The following is a 23,190-nucleotide window of genomic DNA, read 5'->3' as shown; positions in this document are numbered from 1 at the left end:
TGCTCACCACCGGCGCCGTGACCGGCGCCGGCATCGGCGGACTCCTCGCCCTCGGCCTCGGCTTCGCGCTCGCCCTCGGCGCGTTCTCCGTCACCGCTCCCCGCTTCGACGGCATCGAGGACCTGCCCCTGCCGGGCGGCGCCGACCTCGGCTCCCACCCCTACACCGTCACCGCCGAACTCGACGACGCCCTCAGCCTGGTGCCGCAGGCCGCGGTGAAGGTCAACGACGTCGCCGTGGGCCGGGTCACCGACATCCGCCTCGACGGCGAGGACTGGTCGGCCCGCGTCACCATGAAGATCAACGGCGACGTCCGGCTGCCCCGCGACGCCGGCGCCCGCCTGGAACAGTCGAGCCTGCTCGGCGAGAAGTACGTCCAGCTCGTCGCGCCCGCCGAACCGGCCGGCGCGGGGCGGCTCGGTGACGGCGCTGTCATCCCGCTCGCCCGCACCGGGCGCAACACCGAGGTCGAGGAGGTGTTCGGCGCGCTGTCCATGCTGCTCAACGGCGGCGGCGTCAACCAGCTCAAGACCATCACGCAGGAACTGAACAAGGCCCTCGACGGACGCGAACCCGAGGTCCGTTCCATGCTGAGACGGGTCGAGAAACTCGTGGCGAACCTCGACGACCACCGCGGTGACATCACCGACGCCCTCGACGCCGTCAACCGGCTCGCCGCGACGCTCGCCGGCCGGCAGGAGGACGTACGCACCGTCCTGACCGACCTGTCACCCGGCCTGAAGACCCTGCACGAACAGCGCGGCTCCCTGCTGACCATGCTGCGCTCCCTGGACACGCTGTCCGGGGTCGCCGTCACCACCGTCGAAGCGAGCAAGGACGACATGGTCGCCGACCTGAAAGCCATCGCCCCCACCCTCAAGGCCCTCGCCGACGCGGGCGCCGACCTGCCCGACTCACTCCAGGTGCTCCTCACCTACCCGTTCACCGACGAGGTCCTGAACGGCGTCAAGGGCGACTACCTCAACGTGTACCTGAGGATGACCGCCGCCCCCGGCACCCGGATCGTCCCGCCCCTCGTCCCGCAGGGCACCCCCTCGCCCACCGGCGGCCCCACCCCCACGACGCAGAGCCGGCGGGACGCCGCGCCCGGGAAGCGGTCCGGCGCCGCGGCCACGGCCTCGCCGCCGGCGCCGCTGCCCCTGCCCTCCGTGCCCACGCCCGACACGAACACCGGGGACGGAGGTGCACAGCGGTGATCACCCCGGCCGTACGCCTGAAGAACCTCGCCTTCCTCGTCATCGCGGTTCTGGTCCTCGGCTTCCTCGGCATCCGCTACGCGGATCTCGGCCGGTACGTCGGCATCGCGGACCACTACACCGTGAAGGTCGAACTCCCGCGCACAGGAGGCCTGTTCACCCACTCCGACGTCACCTACCGAGGCGTGTCGGTGGGCCGGGTAGGCCCGATCGAGCTGACCGCGGACGGGGTGGTGGCGGAACTGCGCATCCAGAAGTCCGCCCCCGACATCCCCGCCGACACCCGCGCGGTGGTGGCCGGGCTCTCCGCGGTCGGCGAGCAGTACATCGACCTGCGGCCCGAGAGCGACACCGGACCCTACCTCGCCGACGGCGCCCTGATCGAGCAACCCGACACCGAGGTCCCCGCACCCGTGACCGACGTCCTCACCAGCGTAAACGCCCTCACCCGGTCCGTGCCGCTGGAGGACCTGCGCACGGTCGTCGACGAGTTCGGCAAAGCCTTCGAAGGGCACGGCGACGACCTCCAGGTCCTCCTCGACAACGGGAGCGCCTTCATCGAGGCCGCCGACCGCAACCTGCCCGTCACCACCCGCCTGCTCGCCGACGGCGAGACCGTGCTGCGCACCCAGGCCGAGGAGGCGGAGGCCATCCGCGGCTTCGCCGACGGAGCCACGCGACTCGCCCGTTCCCTCAAGGGTTCCGACGCCGACCTGCGTCGGCTCCTCGCCGTCACACCGGGAGCCGCAACCCAGGTCAGCGGGCTGCTGCGGGACCTCGACCCCAGTCTGGGCGTCGTCCTCGCCAACTTGCTCACCACCTCCGAGGTCGCCGTCACTCGGCAGCGCGGCATCGAGGAGCTCCTGGTGAAGTACCCGGCGGCCGTCTCCGCCGGGGCCACCGCCGTCGACGGAGGAACGATGAAGCTCGGCCTGGCCGTCACCTTCTTCCAGCCCCTGCCCTGCACCGACGGGTACGGCGCCACCCGGTACCGCACCGGCCTGGACCTCGGCACCGCTCCCGCCCTCAACACCGGTGCCTCCTGCACGGCACCGGCCGCGAGCGGGGTCAACGTACGAGGCTCCGCCAACGCCCCCCGGGGCGGCACGGTACCCGACCCGGCCAAGCCCGGATCCCTGCCCTCGGGCGGCAAGGGCGGTAAGGGCGGCGCCGCCCCGACCGGGGCCTCCGCGTCCCTGCCGGGCGCGTTGGCGCTGCCGAACACGGGCGGGAGCGAGGCGAGGGGCCTGCCGGGGCTCCTCGGCGCGGACGCGGAGACCGGCCGGTGAGGCGGGCGGGGGTTCTCACCGGGGTGGGCCTGGCCGTGGCGCTGGCGTTCTGCGGCGCCGGGGCGTGGACGTACGCACAGGCGCGGGGCGACGAATCCCTCGCGTACAGCCGTGAGCGCGACGAGGCGCTGGCCGACGGACGCGAGCGGCTCGCCGTGCTGAACACCCTCGACGCCTCGTCCGCGCGGCGGGCACGGGCGGGCATCGAGGACTGGCGTGCCGCTACGACCGGGCCCCTGCGGGACGAACTGGGCAACACGGCTCCCGCCGAGGGCGCCTCGGCGCGGGGCACGGTCACGGAGGCCGCGCTCACCGCCCTCGACACCCGAGCGGGCACCGCCAAGCTCGTGGCGACCGTGCGCGTCGAGGTCACGCCCGTCGGAGCGAAGACGCCGACCACGGACCGCAAGCGGCTGGAAGCCGTCCTCGCCCGCACCGGCGAGGGGGAGTGGAAGGTCAAGGCGCTGAGCGCGGTCCCGCTCGCTCGGACGGCGGAGGAGGACGAGAACAGATGACCAGGCTGACGCACCTCGTACGGTCCCGGAACCCCGCACCCTCGGGTGACGCGACGCGGGACGACACGGTCGCCGGACACCACGGTGACCGCACGGACGCGCCCCCCGCCGCCGGCCGGCAGTCGGGCACCGACGCGGATGCCGGACCCGGGCAGCAGACCCCCGGTGACGAGACCCCCGAGCAGGACCTCACGAAGGCCCGCCGCGGCGACCGGCGTGCGGGTGCCCTCTCGAGACGCCTGGTCCCCTCGGTGGGCGCCGCGCTGCTCGTCCTCGGCGGCTGCGCCTTCTTCCACGGCGCCCACCAGCTCAGGACCACCCCGTCCGCCGAGAACCGGGCGCTGACCGACGCCGGGGCGACCAGCCGCGTCGCCGGTGACGTCGGCAACTCCCTCGCCCGCGTCTTCTCGTACGCACCGGACGGACTGGAGGCCACCGAGCGCGCGGCGCGGTCCGTCCTCGCGGGGCGCGCGCAACGCCAGTACACGGAACTGATGGACCGCATCCGCAGGGACGTCGCCGAGCAGCGCGTCACCCTGAGCACCCAGGCCGTGCGCACCGGGGTGATCGAACTCGACGGCGACAGCGCCCGACTGCTGGTCTTCCTCGACCAGATGTCCCACCGCGGCAAGGCGGGCACGACCGCCGCGGCAGCTCAGCTCACGGTCACCGCGCGATGGGAGGAGGACCAGTGGCGGATCGTCGACATCAGGACCCACTGACACCGCGGCGGGTGAGGGGAGCACGCGTGAGGCGCATCGTGAGCCTGCCGGCCGCAGTCCGGACCCTTCCGGTCACCGGACTCGCCCTCGCCCTCACCCTGGTGGCGGGGGGCTTCGCGGCGTGGACGGGCTGGGACTGGTACGAGGCGGCGCACGACGACACGAGGGCCTACGCCGTGCAGCGCGACGAGGCCCTGGCCGCCGGCGAACAAGCCGTGCAAAACCTCAACACCCTCGATCACCGGCGCGTCGACCGGGGCCTCGACCTGTGGGAGTCCTCGACGACAGGGGACCTCCACGAGCAACTGAGCGCCGGGCGGGCGGAGTTCGCCACGCGTGTGAAGGCCGCCAAGACGGTCACCACGGCACGTGTGCTGTCCGGTGCCGTCACCGAACTCGACGACCGGGCCGGCCGCGCCCGGGTGCTCGTCGCCCTCAGGGTGACGGTGAAGGCGCCCGGCGAGGCGAGCACCGACAAGGACAGCCGCATGCTCGGCGAACTGACCCGCACCGGCGGCCACTGGAAGCTCAGCGCCCTGGGCCAGGCTCCCGTCGGCGGCACGCCGGCCGGCTGACCCGGCCTCAGGAGAGGACGACACACGATGCCGACAACCCGGCACCACCTGAACAACCTCCGCCGCCGCCAGGCCCGCGAGGCCCTGCGGGCCCCGGCTGGCACCGACACCCTCCCCGGGCGCGGAGAACCGCGTTACCCGCCTCGACCCGCCCGCACCCAGCACACGCCCCACGCCGGAAGGGCGACCGCGCGCCGGGCCCCCGTCGCACGGGACGAGCGCCCGGACCGACCGGACGCGACGTCCGAACGCCCGCCCCGGCTCCGGCGCAACCGCCGCGTGCTCGCCGTCCTGTGCCTGCTGACCGTGGTCCTCGGCGGTTTCGCCGGCTGGGCCCATTCCCGCGCGCAGGCCATCCGCGACACTCCGGCCGCGAGCAACACCGCCCTCTCCGACACCGCCCGCACCAGTGAGATCAAGGGGCAGTCGACGAAGGCGGTCGCCGCCCTCTTCTCGTACGACCACGCCGACCCCGGCAGTTTCGACAGGGCCGCGAAGGAATGGCTGACGGGACGGGCCGTCGCCCAGCACCGGGACCTGTTCGGCGACATCCGCGCCCGGGCCGACGAGCAGAAGGCGGTGATCACCACGACGGTCACCGACAGCGCGGTCGAGCGCATCGACGGGGACCGGGCCCGCGTCCTGGTCTATGCCGATCAGAGCAGCGTCAGCACCGCCGGTGACAAGAAGGCCGGTGAGGACGGCGCCTACGCCGGCGCGATGTTCGCCGTCGACGTCGAGCGGCGCGACGGTCGGTGGCTCGTCTCGGGCATCGACACCTTCGGCCGCTGACCCCCGCACGCGCCTCACTCCCCAAGGAGGGACCGACCATGCCCGCACACCGTGACCGACGCGTGCCCGTCCGGACCCGGCGAGGTCTGCGGGCCACGGCCGTCGCCGTCACCGCGGTGGCGGCGCTCACCGCCTCCCAGGCCCCCGGCCTCCCGCAGGAGAAGAGCGCCCGTCCCGCCGCCGACGACCGTCGGCCCGCTCCGGCCCCTGACCTCCCGTACAGCGAACTCGCCCCGCCCGACGACAGCTCCTACCACACCGAACTCCCGCCGCTGGTCACTCCGGATGTCCCGGCACGCCCCGCCCAGGTGACCCGGGCGCGCGCCGAGTCCGGCATCCCGGCCACGGTCCTGCGCGCCTACCGCGCCGCGGAGACGGCCGTCGGCCGGACCGACCCCGGGTGCGCGCTGCCCTGGGAACTGCTCGCGGCCATCGGCAAGGTCGAGTCGGGGCAGGCGCGCGGCGGCCGGGTCGACCGGCACGGCACCACGCTCGGCCGGATCACCGGCCCGCCCCTCGACGGGCGCGGCTTCGCCCTGATCCTGGACAGCGACGACGGCGCCCACGACGGTGACACGGTGTACGACCGGGCGGTGGGGCCGATGCAGTTCCTGCCGTCGACCTGGGCGCGCTGGGGCGCCGACGGTAACAGTGACGGCCGCGAGGACCCCAACAACATCTTCGACGCGGCCCTGGCCGCCGGGCACTACCTGTGCGCCGGGGACCGTGACCTGAGCCGGGCCGCCGACCTCGACCGAGCGGTTCTCAGCTACAACCACTCCCGTTCCTACCTGGCGTTGGTCCGCCGCTGGCTGGCCTTCTACCGCGGCGGCGTGCACGGCGTGCCGGACGGCGAGGGCGTGATCCCGCGGTCCCCCGGAGCCGGCGGCGACACCCCGGCGACCGAAGCGGTCGACAGGGGCGGCCGTGGAAGCGCCGGCGGGGAGGGGGGAAGCGACCAGGGCCACGAGGGCGGCATCATCGTCGGCCCCGATCCCGGCTCGCCCACCCCAGCCCCCTCACTCCCGGTACCGGCACCGCCCTCACCCCGGCCGTCCCCGTCCCCGACGACACCCGCCCCCTCGCCGTCACCGGACCCGTCCCCGACCGGTCCGACGCCACCGGCTCCTTCGCCCACACCGGACCCCTCCGACCCGCCCACACCGACCTCCGAACCCTCCACGCCGCAGGACTGCCCCTCCGGCTTGCCGAGTCCCTCTCCCAGCACGGACACGCCGCCCGCCGCGGACCCGGCCGATCCGGGAGAAGAGCCGACCTGCTGGGCCTGAACGACTCCCGGCGAGGGGACGGCGCTCCCCGGAATGATCGTCTGGTGAGCCGCGCATGACTCAACTCGTCGAGCGATCGCTCCCGACGTACCGTCCGCCGTCCGACGCGTCGTTACCTCGTGGACATGCGAGGAGACGGTCGGCGATGCCGTGCCGACACGAAGGCCGATCATGCTCTCGCGAGACCTGTTACCCCTCTCGGAGGAGAACCGCGTGACTCGCTCCACGATCGTCAGGTCGGCCGTACTGGCCGTGGCCACGGCCCTCACGGCGGCGGCCCTGGCCGTGCCTGCCCAGGCCGACGGCCGCCACCGCGTCTTTGGTGACTTCCTGCCGGCTGTCACCCCCCGGGCGGAGACGCCGGTCCTGCACGACGACGACGAGGGCGGCAACGCCGACGCGGACGACCCCGCCATCTGGCGCAACGCCGCGGCCCCCGGCCGCAGCCTCGTCGTCGCAACCGCGAAGGAGGGCGGGCTGTGCGTCTACGACCTGGACGCGCGTCCGGTGCAGTCGATAGCCGCGCCCCCCGCCGCCGGCGAGGACGACGCCCCGGGCCGGTTCAACAACGTGGACCTCGTCCACGGCCTGCGGCTCTCCTCGGGGAAGGCCGACCTGGCCGTCACCAGCGACCGCGGCCACGACCGGCTGCGCTTCTACCGCATCGACCGCGACCGCACCGGCGGCCCGCTGACCGACATCACCGACCCCGCCGCGCCGCCCGTGTTCTCGCAGGACCAGGCCGAGATCAACGACCAGCGGACCGCCTACGGCCTGGCGACCTGGACGGACCGGGCGACCGGGAAGTCCTACGCCCTGGTCAGCCGTCGCGAGCGCACCAGCATCGCCCTCCTGGAGCTGCTGCCGACCGCCGACGGCAAGGTCACGTACCGCAAGGTCCGCACCCTTGACCTACCCTCCTCCTTCGGGCTGCCCGACGGCACCTCGTGGTCCCCCTGCGGCGAACCCGGCGAACTGCCGCAGGTCGAGGGCATGGTCGTCGACCCGGCCAACGGCATGCTCTACGCCGGCCAGGAGGACATCGGGGTCTGGCGGATGCGCGCCGACCTCGCCGGCACGCCGCAGCTGATCGACAAGGTCCGCGAGTACGGTGTCCCCGGCGTCTACGACGAGGCGACCGAGGAGTGCACGCCGGGCGCCGACCCCGGTTTCGGCGGCACGAAGATCTCCGCGGACGTCGAGGGTCTGACCCTGCTCACCGAGTCCGGCGGCGACGGCTACGTCCTCGCCTCCAGCCAGGGCGACAACACCTTCGCCGCCTACGACCGCGGGCTGGAAGACGCCAACGAGTACGAGGGCGGCTTCCGGGTCGCCGCCGCGAACGACACCCTCGACGGTTCCGAGGAGTGCGACGGCGCCGCGGTCCTGAACGCCCCGCTCGGCTCCAAGTACCCCAACGGTCTCCTCGTCGTCCAGGACGGGCACGACGCCCCCGGTGACGGCGACCGCGACTCGACCAACTTCAAGTTCGTCGACCTCGGCAAGGTCATGGACGTCCTCGACGACTGATCCCTGTCGGCGGCTGCCGTGCCATCTCGCCGGCGGCCTCGATGACGCCGACGAGCAGGCCCCCCGACATCGGGCCACGTGTGGCCCGGGCTGCAACGGGGCGTGCTTGATGAGCTCGGCGCTCGGGGTGAGCTGAACCGGACCTCGTCACGACGGACCGGCCAGGCGGCCCGGTCGTGATCCGCGCCGATGGCCCGGTCCGGCTCCTCGTCGGCCCGGCCGTCACGTGAACGCCACGTCTACCCCGGCCTGGCCCGGCTCCCGTCAGGTCGGGGTGACGTTCTCGGCCTGCAGGCCCTTGACCCCTTGAGTGACGTCGAAGCGGACCTTCTGGCCTTCGCTGAGCTCCCGGTAACCGCTACCGGTGATCGCCGAGTAGTGGACGAACACGTCCGGGCCCCCACCGTCCTGTTCGATGAAACCGAAGCCCTTTTCCGGGTTGAACCATTTCACTGTGCCGGTGGCCATGGCAGTTCTGCCTTTCGTCGAGGAACGGGCGGTGCGGACCCGCCGATCACCGCGCCCATGAGGTGGATCATGCGGGCCCCCTCACGCCCAGGGAAGGTAAAACGCTGGTCGCGGACCGGCTCCGTCCCCGTCTGGCGGCATTCTGCGACTCACCCCCGGTCCCGGCACCGCCCGCCACGGGTATCGGCTCGGCGGGCGCGGGCCCGCCGCGGCGTCCGCGTCACCCCCGCCGTCCGGTTCGGACCGCTCCGTCACACGACGGCGACAATCCGTCTCACCGCTATGACGAGATCCAACCCCGGCGCGCCGGCCGAACGCCTCACCGCCATCGCGACGCAACTGCCCAAGGCGCAGGCACCGCCGCCACACGACTGACAGGCGTGCGCGCCCGGTGATACGGGCCGTTTCACGGCCTGGGCGCGGCCTGGTCGCGCATGGTGCCAGGACGGTGAACGCTGCCGTGTTCGGTCCTCGTGCTCAGTTCTTGCTCAAATGCCCTCCCGAACGACGGATTGCCCGACGATGATCAAAGACAAGCCGAACATGAGCGACTGAGTACTGATGGCCCAGTGCCACGGTGGCGGGTATGCAAAGGGGATGCAATGGCCAAAGCGGTGCGGGCCTCGCTCGGAGAGACATGGATCACGTGTCAGGTCTGCAAGAGCGATGTCTTCCGCGAACGAGGTGTGAAACTCAACAGCACAGGCGGGGAGTTGTTCAATCTGGCGTGGGCGGACGAGACCGCTACTGGGCTGATCTGCCTGCGTTGCGGCTTCGTGCACCTCTTCGCCAATCATCAGATACAACTGCACCGCGTCAAGGACTGAGCCGGGAGGCGGGGGCAACCGGCACGACGCCGCCCTACGGCCGAGTCGATCCCCTCAGCATCGTCGAGACCGCACCGTCTCCTACCGCCTCGCCGGCACCGCGCCCGAGCTGAGGAGCCCGCCGAGGCCCGCTGCGGGCTCCTGCTGCCGGGCCGGCAGGCATGGAGCACGGGCTGCTCCGGGGGAAGCCGCAAGCCCGCCGAGCTGCTCCCGCCGTCGGGGGGGCTGGGGTCCGGCATGTGCAACAGGCCCGCGAGCAGGGCACCGGAGCCGGAGCCCGACGACTGGATATGAGGGGCACCGCGGGCGCTGCCGTGTCACAGGGCTCGCGCCGCGTAGGCCCTGACGTCGGCGTCGCTGTCGGTGGTGACCGTGGCGAGTGCCGACCGGGCATCCGGCGATGCCTCGGTGTGCCGGGTCAGGGCCAGGACGGCCGCCTTGCGGACATCGGCGTTCTGGTCGGCGAGGACCTTGGCGAGGAAGGGGACCGCGGTGTCGGAGGCGGCGGCGGACAGCGCGGTGGCCGCGCCCGCCCGTACGCGCCAGTCGGGGTCGGACAGCGCGGCGACCGCCCGTGCCGCCAGCGGAGCCGGGCAGCCCGTCTCCGCCAGCGCCGCGAAGGCCGCGCCGCGGACCAGCCCGTCGGGGTCCTCCGTGAGCCGGTCGTGAGCGCCGCCCGCCCGGGGGGTCACCCGCAGCGTGCCGAGCGCCTTGGCGACGGCTACCCGGACCTCGCGGGACGGGTCCTCGACGGCCGGTGCCAGCGACTGCGCGGCGTCCACGGAGACCAGCCCGCGTACGGCCTCGATGCGCACGGAGGTGTCCGCATCGCCCAGGGCCCCGGCGAACGTACCGGGGTCGCCCAGCCGCAGGACGCGCAGCAGGTCGAGAGCGGTGGCGCGGACCAGGGGGTCGGGCTGGTCCAGCGCCCGGTCCAGGGGCTCGCCCAGCGCCGGTTCGGGTGCCAGCGTCTCGGCCAGCTCGCGCAGCGAGGCCGCGGCGGCCGCGCGTACCTTGCCGTCCGGGTCGGACAGGGCGGCGGCGAGTGCCGGACCTGTGCCTGCGGGCACGGTCTCGGTCAGCACGGTGACCGCTGTGCGCCGGACGGCGGGCTCGGGGTCGGACAAGTACGGCCAGAGGGCGGACAGTTCGGGCTCGTTCTCGGCCAGGTTCAGCAGTTCCAGCAGCCGGGGCGGGGCCGTGGCCGGCGGCTCGCCGGCCGGGCGACCGCCGTCGTCCGGGGCCACCGTGGGCAGCGCCGCCGCGGCGCGGGGTGCGGCATCGCGGGCGCCGGCCGTCGCCACCTGCTCCGGGTGCACCTCGCCGAGGTGCCGAGAGGGCCCGCCGATCGGCGTGAACTCCTCCACCGGCACGAGATAGGGAGCCACGGGACGGGCCGTGAACTCCATCGCACCCGAAGGGGACTTGCGCAGATCGAGATGGTGGAACCAGGACGCGTCGTCGCGCTGGGGGATGTCGACGCGCTGGTGGTAGAGACCCCAGCGGGACTCCGTGCGGGCCAGGGAGGCCCGGGCGGCCATTTCCGCGCAGTCGCGGATGAAGGTGACCTCGGCGCAGCGCATCAGCTCGTGCGGGGTGCGCGCGCCCATCGCCGCGATGTCCGCGCGCATCCGCTCGAACGCTTCCAGGGCGAGCGACAGCCGCGCCCCGGACTTGGGCGGGGCCACGTAGTCGTTCACGAAACGTCGCAGTTTGTACTCGACCTGCGGCTGCGGCGGGCCGTCGGGGTTGCGCAGCGGGCGGTAGACCAGTTCGTGCGCGGCGTGCACCTGGTCGGCCGGCAACTCTCCTGCGTACGGCCGGTACCGGGCGGCGTCCTTGCCCGCCAGGTCGCCGAAGACGAACGCGCCGATCATGTAGTTGTGCGGCACGCAGGCCAGGTCGCCGGCGGCGTAGAGGCGTGGCACGGTGGTGCGGGCGTGGTCGTCGACGCGGACGCCGGAGGCCGAGTGGCCGCCGCACAGGCCGATCTCGGAGATGTGCATCTCGACGTCGTGGGTGCGGTAGTCGTGGCCGCGGCCCGCGTGGAAGGTGCCGCGGGTGGGGCGCTCGGTGGAATGCAGGATCGACTCCAGGGCGGAGACCGACTCCTCCGGGAGGTGGCTGAGCTTCAGGTACACCGGGCCGCGGTCGCTGGCGACCTCCGCCGCGAACTCGGCCATCATCCGGCCCGACCAGTAGTCGGAGTCGACGAAGCGTTCGCCGTGCCGGTTGACCTGGTAGCCCCCGAAGGGGTTGGCGACGTAGGCGCAGGCGGGGCCGTTGTAGTCCTTGATCAGCGGGTTGATCTGGAAGCACTCGATGCCGGTCAGTTCGGCGCCCGCGTGGTAGGCCATGGCATAGCCGTCGCCCGCGTTGGTGGGGTTCTCGTAGGTGCCGTAGAGATAGCCGGAGGCGGGCAGGCCGAGCCGGCCGGCGGCGCCGGTCGTGAGGATCACGGCGCCGGCGCGGACGGTCACGAACTGTCCGGTGCGGGTGTTGAAGCCGGCCGCGCCCACGGCACGGCCCTCCGCCGTCAGGACCCGTACCGGCATCACGCGGTTCTCGATGCGGATCCTCTCCCGCATCTCGCGCCGCCGAAGCTGCCGGTACAGCACCTTCTTGACGTCCTTGCCCTCCGGCATCGGCAGCACGTAGGAGCCCGAGCGGTGCACCTGGCGGACGGCGTAGTCGCCGTGCTCGTCCTTCTCGAACTTGACCCCGTACGACTCCAGTCGCCGGACCATGTCGAAGCCGCGGGTGGCGGTCTGGCGGACGGTGGACTGGTCGACGATGCCGTCATTGGCGCGTGTGATCTCGGCGACGTAGTCGTCGGGTTCGGCACGGCCCGGGATGACGGCGTTGTTGACGCCGTCCATGCCCATGGCGAGGGCGCCGGAGTGGCGGACGTGGGCCTTCTCCAGCAGCAGTACGTCCGCGCCGTGTTCGGCGGCGGTCAGCGCGGCCATGGTGCCGGCGGTGCCTGCGCCGATGACGAGTACGTCGCAGGAGAGTTCTTCGGCGTCGGTGAGGGCGGGGATCTCCACCAGGGGGGCCTTTCAGGTGCTGAGGGATGTCAGGACGTCGCGTCGCAGCGCCACACGGGTCGGGTCGTCGTGCGCGGCGCGGTCCCGTGGGCGGGGCACGTCGCGGACGGCCGTGAGCCGGCCGGAGCCGAGCAGGGCGACGCGGTCGCCGAGGAAAAGGGCCTCGTCCACGTCGTGGGTGACGAAGACGACGGTCGCGCCGGTGCCGTGCAGCACCTCGACCAGCAGGTCCTGCATGCCGGCGCGGGTCTGGGCGTCGAGGGCGCCGAAGGGCTCGTCCATCAGGACGGCACGGGGACGCGCGGCGAGCGCCCTGGCCAACTGGGCGCGCTGGCGCTGGCCCCCGGAGACGCGCTGCGGCAACTGCCGGGCGTGCGCGGAGAGTTTGACCCGGTCCAGCCAGGTGGCCGCCTGTTCCCGGCGATCGACGCGGGACAGGCCCTGGATGGCGAGGGGGAGTTCGACGTTGGCGCGCAGCGAGCGCCAGGGCAGGAGGGCGTCCTCCTGGAAGACCAGCGCGCGGTCGGCCCCCGGTCCCTCGATGCGCCGGCCGTCCTGCTCGGCGGTCCCGGCCAGCGGAGGCAGCAGCCCGGCCAGGGTGCGCAGCAGCGTGGACTTGCCGCAGCCCGACGGGCCGACCACGGTGAGGATCCCGCCCGGGGGGACGTCGACGTCCACACCGGTCAGCGTGGGGGCTCCTGGGCGGCCGAGAACGGCGCCGCGCAGAGCGAGACGGGCGCCACGCGAGGAGGTCCGCGGGCCGGCCGCCTGGCGCAGCTCAGTCTCGGACGAGGTAGTCATCGCGTGCCTCCTCGGGCTCGGTGCCCTTGCGTACGGCGGGTAGGGCGGTGCGGACGACGGGCGCGGCCGTGCCGGCCCGCGCGGACGTGGCGCGGGCGGGGCCGGGGCCGTACGACGCGCGCGGCAGCCAGTGGGTCAGACGGCGGCCCAGCAGCTCCACGGCCGTGGAGGTCAGCCAGCCCAGCACGCCGATGGTGACCATGCCGACGAACACGCCCGGATAGTCGACGACGGTGTAGTCCTGCCAGGTGCGGTACCCGACGCCGTACTGACCGGAGATCATCTCGGCGGAGATCACGCAGATCCATGACACGCCGATCCCGACCGACAGGCCGCCGAAGACGCCGGGCAGCGCGCCCGGCAGGACGACCGAGCCGAGCACCCGCCACCGGCCGCCGCCCATCGTGCGCACCGCCTCCTCCCACACGGGGGTCAGCGCGCGGACCGCGTGCCGGGTGGAGACCAGGACGGGGAAGAAGGCGGCGGTGCAGGTGATGAAGACGATGCCTTGTTCGTTGGAGGGGAAGAGGAGGATCGCTACGGGGACGAGGGCGATGGCCGGGATCGGGCGGATCACTTCCAGCACCGGGCCGAGGAGGTCTTCGGCGAGCCGCGAGCGGGCCACGAGCACACCGGTGGCCACACCCAGGACGGCGGCGAGCAGGAAGCCGGTGAGGATCCGGGTGAGGCTGTCGGTGAGGTCCGTCCAGTAGTCGGGGCCGGCCAGCCGGTCGGCGAATGTGCGGGCCACGTCCGTGGTGGTGGGGAACTGCGAGAAGCGCAGCCAGAGGTCGACGTCCCGGCTGGTCAGCAGCTGCCACAGGCCGAGGGCGGCGGCGAGCGAGGCGACGCGCAGCGCGTACCGGGTCACGACGCTCGCTCCAGCGCCTCGGCGTACGTGACGACGCGTGCTCCGCGGTGCCCGGCGAGGTACGCCTCGGCGGTCGCCGGTGTGACGAAGGGCAGCAGCTCGTCGCCGTCGGCCACCCACACCGACCGGTCGGCGAACCACAGGGTGCCGGTCGTGGTGTCGGGTACGTAGGCGGCCCGGACGGCGTCGCGGTGCGTGGCGACGTGCCGCAGCAGGGCGCTGGGGGACGTGAAGGAGACGGTCTTGCGTGCGCCCTCGGGCCAGACCTCGCCGGCCGGCTCGGGGGGCGTGGTGGAGAGCCGCTCGGCGTACTGCGCCGGACCGAGTGCCTTGCGCACGTAGCGGTCGTCGACGAAGGCGTCCACGTCCACGTCGCCGGTGAGCTTCGCGTCCTTGAGGACCGACACGTCCTCCTTCAGGGCCGCGACGAGCTGGGGCTTGATCGCCGGGTCGAAGGTGGCGATGCCCTGGGCGCCGTTGTAGAGGTAGACCGTCTCGGCGGGCAGGCCGGTGGCCTCGGCGACCGTCTCGGCGGCGTCCACCGGGTGCGCGTTCAGATAGTCGGTCGCCTGGGCCTGGGCCTTCAGGAAGGCGTCCAGCACGGCCGGGCGCTTCTTCGCGAAGTCCTCGCGGGCGGCGACTCCGTGGAAGGTGGGCAGGTTCAGCTGCGCACCGTCGTACAGGGCCTTCGCCTTGCCCTGCTGGGCGAGCAGGCCGGGCCAGGCGACGAACTGCGACAGGGCGTCCGCGCTGCCCGAGGACAGGGCGGAAGCACCCACGGCCGGCTGCTGGTTCAGCTTCTCGACGTCCTTGTCCGGGTCGAGGCCGGCCCGCTGGAGCGCCCGTACCAGCGTGCCGTCGGCAGCCGAGCCGACGCTGGTCGAGACCTTCTTGCCCTTGAGGTCCTTGAGGGAACTGAGTGAGGAGTCGGGCGCGGTGACGATGGTGTTGAGGCCGCCGCGGAGGTTGTAGCCGGTGACCGAGACCAGGTGGGTCGGCTCGCCGAGCCGCTCGCCGCGGGCCGCGTTGATGAGCAGCGGGAAGTCGCCCATCGAGCCGATGTCGATCTTTCCGGCGGTCATCTGCGCGGTGATGGGCGCGCCGGTCGCGTAGTCCTGCCAGTCCACCTTGTAGGTGACGCCGTCGCCGAGGGCGTTGAGGTGCTTCTCGAAGTAGCCGAGGGAGCGCAGGAGGGTGCCGGCCGTGACCGTGTTGATCGTCCGGGACTGGTAGCCGACCGTCACGGTGACCGTCGAGCCGTCGCCGTCGGCCGACGCGGTGCCGCCGCAGGCGGTGAGGGGGAGCAGCAGGGTGGCGAGGGCCGTGGTGGCCAGGACGGCGGAACGTTCGGGTTTCATGGGAGTCGGCCTCTCACCGCAGCAGGTAGGGCATGTTGACCGTGACGGCCCCGGTGGGGCAGCGGGCGGCGCACGGGCCGCAGTACCAGCACTCGTCGACGTGCATGTATGCCTTGCCGTTGCTCTCGTCGATGGCGAGGGAGTCCAGCGGGCACATGTCCACGCAGAGCGTGCAGCCGTCGATGCACTTCGACTCGTCGATGGTCACGGGCACGTCGGCCCGCTGGGGCGCCAAGGGCATGGCTGTCTCCAGGAATGTGCGAAGAAGGGGGGTTACCGGGAGCGGTGCAGGAGGCCGCTCATCGCGATGCGGTCACCGCGGAAGCGGATGAACTCCAGGTCAACGGGGCGGCCGTCCGCGAGGTGGGTGAGGCGTTCCAGCATGAGGACCGCCGTGCCGCGCGGGGCCTCGAGCACCGCGGAACAGTGCGCGTCCGCAGCGACCGCTTCCAGGGTGATCTCGGCATGACCGAGAGGCCGGCCCGTGACGGACTCCAGGAGGCGGAAGACGTCGGTGTTCTCCAGGTCGGCGCCGAGCAGGGCGGTGCCGATGTCGAGGGGCAGGTAGGTCAGGTCGAGGGAGAGGGGGATGCCGTTCAGACGGCGCAGGCGCTCGACGTAGAGGACGTCGGTGCCGGGTGGGACGTGGAGACGTTCGGCGACCGGGGCGGGAGCGCGGACCGGGACGGTCGTGCGGACCTCGTTGGTGACCCGGCCGTGTTCGTGGAGGGTTTCGGCAAGGCCCATCAGGCGGTCCAGGCCGTGGGCGTACTTGCGGGCCACGACCACGGTGCCGACGCCGGGCTGGCGGGCGACGAGCCCTTCGGCGCGGAGCAGGTCCAGTGCCTCGCGGACGGTGTTGCGGGAGGCGCCGTACTCGGTGGCGAGGGCGTCCTCGTGGGGAAGCGTGGCGTCGGGGAAGACCTCCGTGAGGATCTGGCGGCGGAGCAGATCGGCGAGTTGGCGGGCCCTGTCGGCGCGCAGCCGGCGCCGCGCGCGGTGGGCGGCGACGGTGGTCGCGCCCTGGCCGGCGTGGTCTCGCATGCGGTCGGTGGGGGGCATGGCGGGAACCATACCTATGTGGTGGGGTTCGTGGTGTTGCTGAAGTGTTGCGCCATCGGCGGTTCCGCCGCAGGTGGGCGTGAGCTGGGGTTTCCTGCTGGCTGGGGGGAGATGCGCCACCGGGGTGCAGGGTGTGAGGGTGTGGGTGGGGAGGGTCGGCTACGGCTGCGAGCTCCACCAGCGGGCCTGCCACAAGGTCACGCTGCGGGGCGACCGCTCGCACCGGTGCCGGGCCCGGGGCTGTTGCCCCGGGCCCGGCACCGGCGCTGTGCGACTACAGGCTCCGTACCCGGATGTTGCGGTACTCGATCAGGTCGTTGTTGCCGTGGTTCTGCAACCCGATGTACCCGCTGAGGAACTGACGCAGGTCCGTGGGCGGGTCACCCGCCCGGGACGACGACTTGCCGGGCGTGTTGTCGAACTCGTTGATCACCACGCCGTTGCGGATGATCGTGTAGTGCTGTCCGACCGCGCGGATCTCGTAGTCGTTCCACTGGCCCTTCGGGGTCACCCCCGCCTTGTCCAGTCCGACCGGCTTGAAGTTGTACACCGAGCCGGTCTTCTGGGCCTCGCCCGTGGCCCCGTCGTAGATCTGGATCTCCTGACCGCAGAAGATCGCGACCCACTCGGGTGCGGTGCGGGCCGAGCCGACCGTCCCGCAACTGCCGGCCGGGCGTTCGGCCAGCGGCGTCCGCGGATCGGGGAACCGGATGAAGACACCGGTGTTGGCGTTTCCGGTACCCGGAGCCACGTCCCGGAACTGAAGCCTGACCGAGAAGTCCCCGAGCTCCTGCTTGGCGTACCACAGCATGCCCATGCCGCCGGAGCTCCGCATGGTGCCGTCGGGCAGCAGTGAGAACTTCCCGGGGCCGGCCTGCCGCCAGTCCGCCAGGCTCGCCGCGGTCCCGTCGAAGATCGGCTCGTACCCGGCGACCTTGCCGATCTCGCTCTTGGCCGCCGCCTTCTGGATCGCCGACGACTCCCGGTTGTCGAGGACGCCCTCCTTGCGGAGGTCGTTGACGACGCCGCTGACGTGACTGACGAACTCGCCGTGGTTCGGCCAGGACGCCTCGTCGTCGATCAGGTCGTTGACGGTGCAGCCACCGCCCGCACGGTGGTTGGCCACGCCGGTGTCGGTGTCGAGCAGCTTGACGGTCTTCCGGGCGTCGGGCGCGGGGCAGCCGGCCTCGGCGTCGAACGTCGCGGTGGCCTTCTCGCCGTCGGCGTAGGTGACCGTCAGCTTCGCCTTGTACGTGCCGTAGTCGGCGTAGGTGTGCGTGGGGTTGGCCTCGTGCGACGGCTTGCTGCCGTCACCGAAGTCCCACTCCCAGGCGACACCGCCGGCCTTGGCGCTGGAGAACGCCACCGTCCTGGGCTCGCTCTGCTTGATCACGCGAGCCCCGGCGTCCTGCGGCTTCGGGGTGGCCGGGCCACCCTGGTAGGTGATGCGGATGAGCTTCTGGTTGGGATGCAGGCTGAAGAAGCCGCCCGCGTAGTCGAGCATGTACAGCGCACCGTCGGGACCGAACTTGGCGTCCATCCAGCTCTGCAGCTGGGTGGAGCCGCCGCCGGACGGAATGATGCTGCGCAGGTCCTCGCCGAAGGCCGGCGCGCCCGCGTCCTTGACCTTGTCCGGGTCGACGGTCACCGCGACGCGGTTGCCGGCGTTGGACTGGTCACCGATGAACCACTTGTCGTTCCAGTACTCCGGCCAGGCGACACCGCTCTTGGTGTCCACCTGGGAGCGGTGGTACGTCGGACCGGACATGATGGCCTGGCCGCCACCCCGGAGGTACGGCTGGGTGTAGGTGGCCTCGCTCGACTTGTAGGACGGCACACCGCTGCCGTCGGGGCGCTCGGGGAAGACCGGGCCGCCGCCCTGGGGCGAGTACCAGATCATGTTGTCACGGGCCGGCGGGATGTCCACCAGGCCGGTGTTGCGCGGCGACTCGTTCTTGAGGTTGTCGCAGTCGTACCAGCCGGTGAGCTTGCCGGCGTCGGTGTTGCTGCGGTCGCGGTACGGCTGCCGGTTGCCCATGCAGTACGGCCAGCCCTGGTTGCCCGCGGAGGTGATGATCGTGGCCGTCTCGTACTTGGCCGGGCCCAGCTCGGGATCCGGAGCGCCCGCGTCCGGCCCGACCCAGCCGGCGTTCAGCCAGTTGTGCACCGGGTCGACGGAGAGCCGCGCGATGTTGCGGACACCCATCACGTAGATCTCGGGGCGGGTCTTGGCGGTACCCGGCGGGAAGAGGTTGCCCTTGGGAATGGTGTACGTGCCGTCGGGCTCGGGGTGGATGCGGATGATCTTGCCGTTCAGGTCGTTGGTGTTCCCGGAGGTGCGGCGGGCGTCCTGGAAGGACGTGCCCTTGTAGTCCTGGGTCCAGTTGTTCCCGGAGTAGCCGCTGGAGCCGCCGGAGGAGTTGCTGTCACCGGAGCCGATGTAGAGGTTGCCGTCCTTGTCGAAGGACATGCCGCCGCCGGCGTGGCAGCAACTGTGGATCTGGGTGTCCCAGTGCAGCAGGTCCTTGCGGGTGCCCTTGTCGATGGACTCGGTCGCGAAGTCGTAGGTGAGCCGGGAGACCGTCCGCTGGCCGATCCGCTTGTCGCGGTCGATCGACTCGTGCGGCATCCAGTAGATGTAGACCCACCCGTTCTTCTCGAACTTCGGGTCGAGGGTGATGCCGACCAGGCCTTCCTCGTTCTTGACCAGTTCGTCACCGCTGCCCCGGTTGCCCATCACATCGAGTGTGGTGAGCAGCTTGACCTTCTTGGTCTTGGGGTCCCACTGGTGGATGGTGCCACAGCCCAGGCCGACCTTGGGGTCGTTCCAGGAGCTGATCGGGCCGGACGGACAGGCGGCCTTCCCGATGTAGAAGGCCTTGCCGTCAGGTGCCATGGTGAGGCCGTGCGGCTCACCGATCTGGTCGAGCTGCCCCGGCTGGTTCTGGGCCGTCAGCCGCTCGGTCTTGTAGTTGGACGCGATGGTCGCCTGACAGTCCCCGCGGACCATGCCGGTGGTCCACTGGATGGCGCCGAGGAGGTGGCTCTGGAACTTGGTGTCGGTGGTGTAGCTCTCCTCCGTGCGGCCCATGCCCGTGTAGAAGGACCTGCCGCCGTCGTAGTCGCGGCACCACGAGATCGGGTGAAACGCACCGTTGGCGCCGGCTCCCGGCTTGTACTTCCACTCCTCGACCTGGGCGAGGGTGTGGACCTTGCCGATCGGGTTGGGCTCCCAGTTGATCCACTGGTCGGAGCGGGTCCAGTTGAGCGGCAGTCCCTTGTTGGCCGGGTGCTGTCGGTCCGTCACGTCGACGACGGCCTCCTGGACCTTGGAGTCCTGCGGAGGCGTCGGGTTGGCGCTGAAGAGCCGCAGCTCGGCCAGCTGGGTCAGCGGCTCACCGCTGTTGGCGGTGATCTCCAGCCGGTAGTGCTGGTAGGCCGTGCTGTTGGTGAACTGGAACTGCCTGGTCTGGAACCGCGACGGGAAGGTCTCGCCGGTACGGGTGTCCAGGGTCTTCCAGGTCTCACCGTCCTGCGAGCCCTGCAGCTTCCAGTCCTTGGGGTCCCGTCCCGAGGAGTCGTTGGCCGAGGTCAGCGCGTAGTTGACCACCGCGACGGGCTTGTCCAGCTTCGCGCTGACCCAGCCGGTCGGCGTGAAGGTCAGCCACTTGGTGTCGTCCTTGCCGTCGAACAACTTGTCCTTGGTCTCGTTCGGCGGATTCTCCCCGTTGGCCGCGCTCTCGACGACCTTCTCGGCGTCGGGGAGGCCCAGGGCCGGACGGGTGCCGATGAGCCCGGTGAACCAGGAGGAGTCGGCCTGGGCGCGGGCGGCGTCGTGGACGCCGACGAAGCCGCCGCCGTTGTTGATGTACGACTGGAACGCGGCTTCCTGCTCGGCGCTGAGCGTCACGCCGTCGGCCGACAGGAACACCACCCCTCGGTACTTGGCGAGGTCGGCGGTGTTGAACACCCTCGCGTCCTCGGACTCGACGACCTTGAACCCGTTCTTCTCCCCGAGGTCCGCGATCGCCGCCGTGGCCTTCTTGACGGGGTCGTCCTGCTTGGCGGCCGGTCCGTGGAATACCAGGACGTTCACCTTGGTGTCGGTGGCGGCGTCCTGGCCGCCGCGTTCGACGGTCGGCTGCGCCTGCGCCTGCGCCTGCGCCTGCGCCTGCACGGCAGGCAGCGCGGTCAGCCCCGCGGTCAGCGCGACGCTGGACAGCAGAACGACCGCGTGGCGCAAGGACCACGCGTGCCGAGAGGAGCGCCCAGGACGTGACGGCGGCGATCCTCTTCGTCTTGACAGGGCGACGAACCGGTCTCTCTTGCCCATGTTTGCTCCTTGACTCGATCCGGCAACGGAAGAGTGGTCAGGGGATGGAGCGAGGGCTGCCGCAGGGACCCCGCCCGGTGTGTCCGGGCAGGCGGTCACGACGCCCGGGAAGGACGGGGTGCCGGAGCAGGGAGGTCGGGGTCGCCCCGGGTCCCGGCGGGCGAGGACCGACCAGCGGCAGGTTTGGTGCACGCCCGCCAGGCCGTCAGGCAGGCCGGACGGGCGTGGTTTCGGGGGTGGAGCCCGAATCAGGCCCCCGCCCGCTGCCTTCTAGTGGTGGGGCGTGCCGCCGGGGACCGTGCCGTCGGCCTCGGTCACGACGAAGAGGCCGGCCATGCCCATGTCCGAGTGGCTCTGAACGTGGCAGTGGTACATCCAGTTGCCGGCGCCGACATGGTCGCCCGCGATCACCTGGAACCCGAAGGAGTCCGCGGGGCCGACGGTCTTGGTGTCGATGACCCGGCTCACGTCCTGCGGGCCCTGCAGGATCCCGGTGCGGTTGTCCACCCAGCGATGGCCGTGCACGTGGAAGGTGTGGAAGAACTCCCCGTGGGTGATGACGATGAACTCCACGCGCTCGCCGCGGACGGCCTTGAAGGTGGGAGTGTCGTGGTGGGCCTTGTTGTTGATCGTCATGTCGTTGAACACGACCGTGAACTGCTTGTCGGGCAGCACGTCGCCCTTGCGGCGCACGATCACGGGTCCGTACAGGCCCTTCTTGAGGCCGCCCGTGCCGTGTGGGGTCCCCACGTTGTGATCGTGGTAGTGCCAGTATCCGGCGCTGCCGGCATCCCAGGTCCCGTCCTTGTTCCGTCCCGGGGCGTGGGTGCGCCAGACGTAGGTCCGCCGGCCGCCCGGCTCGACGACGCTGTTGTTCATCGCCGTGCCGTCGCTGGCGACGTCGTAGTCCACTCCGTGCACGTGCAGACTCGCGGCGACATCGAGGTTGTTGACGACCTCGATGTGCATGGTGTCGCCCTCGGTCATCTCGATGAGGGGGCCGGGAATGGTCGCCTTGCCGGGCTCCAGGCCGTAGCCCATCTCCCCGTTCGACAATTTCTCCATGTACAGCGTCAGTTCGCGGACGGTGCCCTTGTCCTTTCCTCGACCGTTTCCTTCACCGGGCTCGTCCTTCGGGCCGGTGGCGGCGGCGGTGCCGAGCACCGTGGGCACGACCGCCGCGGCGGCCGCGCCGGTGGCGAACGCTCGCCGGGAGAAGAGGCGTCTCGTGCCTGCGCCTGAGTCGGTCATCGTTCTCCAATCCTCGAAACGCGTGCGTGCCCGAAGGTGTTTCGTGGTCGTGGTATGAGCCGCCGCCGACGGCAGCTGTCCCGTCACGGCGGTACGCGGTGGTGCGCCGGGTGTTCGGCCCCGCCAGGCAGGCGGAGCGGTCGTCGGACCGGACTCCGGTGGAAGCGGTCGAGCTTGGCTCGGTGTGCCGGCTGCATCCGGGATCGGATCGGCTGGGCGGACAGGATTCACTTCGGGGCGCTGGACACCGTAGCGGGCACGCCTCCAGTTTTTCCAGACTCAGGTCAAAGTTGGTTGGATTCCGGTCATAGGTCTTGGCGGACCGTCAAAAGACCCGCTAACTTCCCAGCGTTGCCGCATGGAAAGAGGTTGCGTGAACCCCGCCCTCGGGTTCGCGGTGCCAGCGGCCTCGCAGAGACAGGGGCGGATGCCGCCTGCGCGTGAGTGACGGCGCCCCCGCCGTCGTCGCGCGCGGGCGATCAACCGAAGCGCGGCGCCCGCCCCCGTTCCGTCCAGGGCGCCGGTCGGGTGAGCGGAGGACTCGTGTCTCATCCCGGCGGCCGATCGTCCACCCGGCGGGACCGCGGGTCCTGCGCGGTGCCGCACAAGCGAATTCCCGAAAGGTGCAGCGGTGTTCGGAAGACTGCTCCATACCCAGACGGATCCGCCCTCTTCAAGATCCGCGCCACGTGAACGATTCCGCGCGCATCCGGTGCTGATGGCGCTCTTGGCCGTTGTCTTCACGGCTTTCGCCCTGGCCGTTCCGGCCGCGTACGCGACGGTGAAGAGCGCGGAGGAGACCGCAGCGGACCAGGTGCTCACCTGGACGGCCGGCGACGACTACATGAAGTACACGTCGGCCCCCACCACCGCGGTGGCGGGCAAGGCGACCATCGTGTTCGACAACAGCACGGCGGCCGGCAACACGACGGGGTTGACGCACACCCTGACGTTCGACACCTCGAACCCCGACTACAACAACGACGTCAGCCTCAACATCCTGGCGAGCCCCTTCGACTCCCAGGGAGGCAGGCACACGGCCGAAGTCACCCTCACACCTGGCGTCTACCGTTACTTCTGTGCGATGCCAGGCCATCAGATGATGGCGGGCGAGCTCATCGTCACGGCCGCGCCCGGCGACGACACCACTGCCCCGGACACTTCAGCGACGGTGTCGGGGACGAAGGACGATGCCGGGAACTACGTCGGCAGCGCCAGCGTCGCACTGTCCGCTTCGGACGCC

General features: G+C 71.6%; 18 protein-coding genes and 3 pseudogenes. 10 read left to right on the top strand and 11 right to left on the bottom strand.

Going from position 1 to position 23,190, the window contains the following annotated elements; genetic code table 11:
- Positions 1-32 precede the first annotated feature (32 nt).
- From ACH499_RS14030 to ACH499_RS13995, 8 genes are all read left to right on the top strand, one after another.
- Positions 33-1,217 (top strand): MCE family protein, encoded by a 1,185-nt coding sequence (locus ACH499_RS14030; RefSeq protein WP_399016016.1) that lies wholly within the window; start codon positions 33-35, stop codon positions 1,215-1,217.
- On the top strand, positions 1,214-2,506 hold the full coding sequence (locus ACH499_RS14025; protein WP_399015703.1) for an MCE family protein: 1,293 nt from the start codon (positions 1,214-1,216) through the stop codon (positions 2,504-2,506). Before ACH499_RS14030 ends, ACH499_RS14025 begins: the two co-directional genes overlap by 4 nt.
- On the top strand, positions 2,503-3,021 hold the full coding sequence (locus ACH499_RS14020; protein WP_399015701.1) for a hypothetical protein: 519 nt from the start codon (positions 2,503-2,505) through the stop codon (positions 3,019-3,021). Before ACH499_RS14025 ends, ACH499_RS14020 begins: the two co-directional genes overlap by 4 nt.
- Complete coding sequence (locus ACH499_RS14015) at positions 3,018-3,743, top strand: hypothetical protein (RefSeq protein WP_399015699.1); 726 nt, start codon at positions 3,018-3,020, stop codon at positions 3,741-3,743. The genes ACH499_RS14020 and ACH499_RS14015 overlap by 4 nt, the downstream gene beginning before the upstream one ends.
- Positions 3,698-4,318, top strand: coding sequence for a hypothetical protein (locus ACH499_RS14010; protein WP_399015696.1), 621 nt, complete (start codon positions 3,698-3,700; stop codon positions 4,316-4,318). Before ACH499_RS14015 ends, ACH499_RS14010 begins: the two co-directional genes overlap by 46 nt.
- Positions 4,319-4,345: 27 nt before the next feature.
- Positions 4,346-5,110, top strand: a complete 765-nt coding sequence (locus ACH499_RS14005) for a hypothetical protein (protein ID WP_399015695.1) — start codon at positions 4,346-4,348, stop codon at positions 5,108-5,110.
- Between the two features lie 38 nt (positions 5,111-5,148).
- Positions 5,149-6,399, top strand: a complete 1,251-nt coding sequence (locus ACH499_RS14000) for a lytic murein transglycosylase (protein WP_399015692.1) — start codon at positions 5,149-5,151, stop codon at positions 6,397-6,399.
- Between the two features lie 213 nt (positions 6,400-6,612).
- Positions 6,613-7,929 (top strand): phytase, encoded by a 1,317-nt coding sequence (locus ACH499_RS13995; RefSeq protein WP_399015690.1) that lies wholly within the window; start codon positions 6,613-6,615, stop codon positions 7,927-7,929.
- Positions 7,930-8,193: 264 nt separating this feature from the next.
- On the opposite strand, the gene ACH499_RS13990 is transcribed toward ACH499_RS13995, so the two are convergent.
- A complete protein-coding gene (locus tag ACH499_RS13990; protein WP_356205167.1) occupies positions 8,194-8,397 on the bottom strand; it encodes a cold-shock protein in 204 nt (67 codons plus the stop codon).
- 602 nt (positions 8,398-8,999) lie between these two features.
- Between ACH499_RS13990 and ACH499_RS13985 the strand changes: the two genes are divergently transcribed.
- Positions 9,000-9,224 carry a hypothetical protein gene (locus ACH499_RS13985; RefSeq protein WP_356205168.1) on the top strand — a complete coding sequence of 75 codons (225 nt, stop codon included), beginning with the start codon at positions 9,000-9,002 and terminating at the stop codon, positions 9,222-9,224.
- A gap of 317 nt (positions 9,225-9,541) precedes the next feature.
- On the opposite strand, the gene ACH499_RS13980 is transcribed toward ACH499_RS13985, so the two are convergent.
- The 10 genes and pseudogenes from ACH499_RS13980 to ACH499_RS13935 all read right to left on the bottom strand — a co-directional run bounded on the left by ACH499_RS13980 (position 9,542) and on the right by ACH499_RS13935 (position 21,947).
- The gene (locus tag ACH499_RS13980; RefSeq protein WP_399015687.1) at positions 9,542-12,271 is read right to left on the bottom strand and encodes a fumarate reductase/succinate dehydrogenase flavoprotein subunit; all 2,730 of its coding nucleotides are present in this window, start codon (positions 12,269-12,271) and stop codon (positions 9,542-9,544) included.
- Between the two features lie 12 nt (positions 12,272-12,283).
- Positions 12,284-13,072 (bottom strand): ABC transporter ATP-binding protein, encoded by a 789-nt coding sequence (locus ACH499_RS13975; RefSeq protein WP_399015684.1) that lies wholly within the window; start codon positions 13,070-13,072, stop codon positions 12,284-12,286.
- Positions 13,050-13,943 carry an ABC transporter permease gene (locus ACH499_RS13970; protein ID WP_399015682.1) on the bottom strand — a complete coding sequence of 298 codons (894 nt, stop codon included), beginning with the start codon at positions 13,941-13,943 and terminating at the stop codon, positions 13,050-13,052. The genes ACH499_RS13975 and ACH499_RS13970 overlap by 23 nt, the downstream gene beginning before the upstream one ends.
- The gene (locus ACH499_RS13965; RefSeq protein WP_399015681.1) at positions 13,940-15,301 is read right to left on the bottom strand and encodes an ABC transporter substrate-binding protein; all 1,362 of its coding nucleotides are present in this window, start codon (positions 15,299-15,301) and stop codon (positions 13,940-13,942) included. Before ACH499_RS13965 ends, ACH499_RS13970 begins: the two co-directional genes overlap by 4 nt.
- Before the next feature lie 13 nt (positions 15,302-15,314).
- Entirely contained in the window at positions 15,315-15,542 is a 228-nt protein-coding gene (locus tag ACH499_RS13960) for a ferredoxin family protein (protein WP_010986276.1), read from the bottom strand.
- Positions 15,543-15,574: 32 nt separating this feature from the next.
- On the bottom strand, positions 15,575-16,363 hold the full coding sequence (locus tag ACH499_RS13955; RefSeq protein ID WP_356205172.1) for a GntR family transcriptional regulator: 789 nt from the start codon (positions 16,361-16,363) through the stop codon (positions 15,575-15,577).
- 274 nt (positions 16,364-16,637) lie between these two features.
- Positions 16,638-17,771, bottom strand: a pseudogene (locus ACH499_RS13950) (family 16 glycoside hydrolase); the annotation flags it as partial.
- A gap of 9 nt (positions 17,772-17,780) precedes the next feature.
- Positions 17,781-19,730: pseudogene (locus ACH499_RS13945) on the bottom strand (ThuA domain-containing protein); the annotation flags it as partial.
- A 3-nt stretch (positions 19,731-19,733) separates the two neighbouring features.
- Positions 19,734-20,696: pseudogene (locus ACH499_RS13940) on the bottom strand (ThuA domain-containing protein); the annotation flags it as partial.
- 270 nt (positions 20,697-20,966) lie between these two features.
- Positions 20,967-21,947 carry a multicopper oxidase domain-containing protein gene (locus ACH499_RS13935; RefSeq protein WP_399015678.1) on the bottom strand — a complete coding sequence of 327 codons (981 nt, stop codon included), beginning with the start codon at positions 21,945-21,947 and terminating at the stop codon, positions 20,967-20,969.
- Between the two features lie 631 nt (positions 21,948-22,578).
- Here ACH499_RS13935 and ACH499_RS13930 point away from each other — a divergent pair.
- A partial coding sequence (locus tag ACH499_RS13930; protein WP_399015677.1) for a plastocyanin/azurin family copper-binding protein occupies positions 22,579-23,190 on the top strand: 612 nt, incomplete at its 3' end.

This window comes from Streptomyces sp. NPDC018947 (assembly GCF_044390505.1).
Classification (GTDB): domain Bacteria; phylum Actinomycetota; class Actinomycetes; order Streptomycetales; family Streptomycetaceae; genus Streptomyces.
Note: the sequence above shows the minus strand (reverse complement) of the source record. Positions and strands in the feature narration are given on the sequence as shown.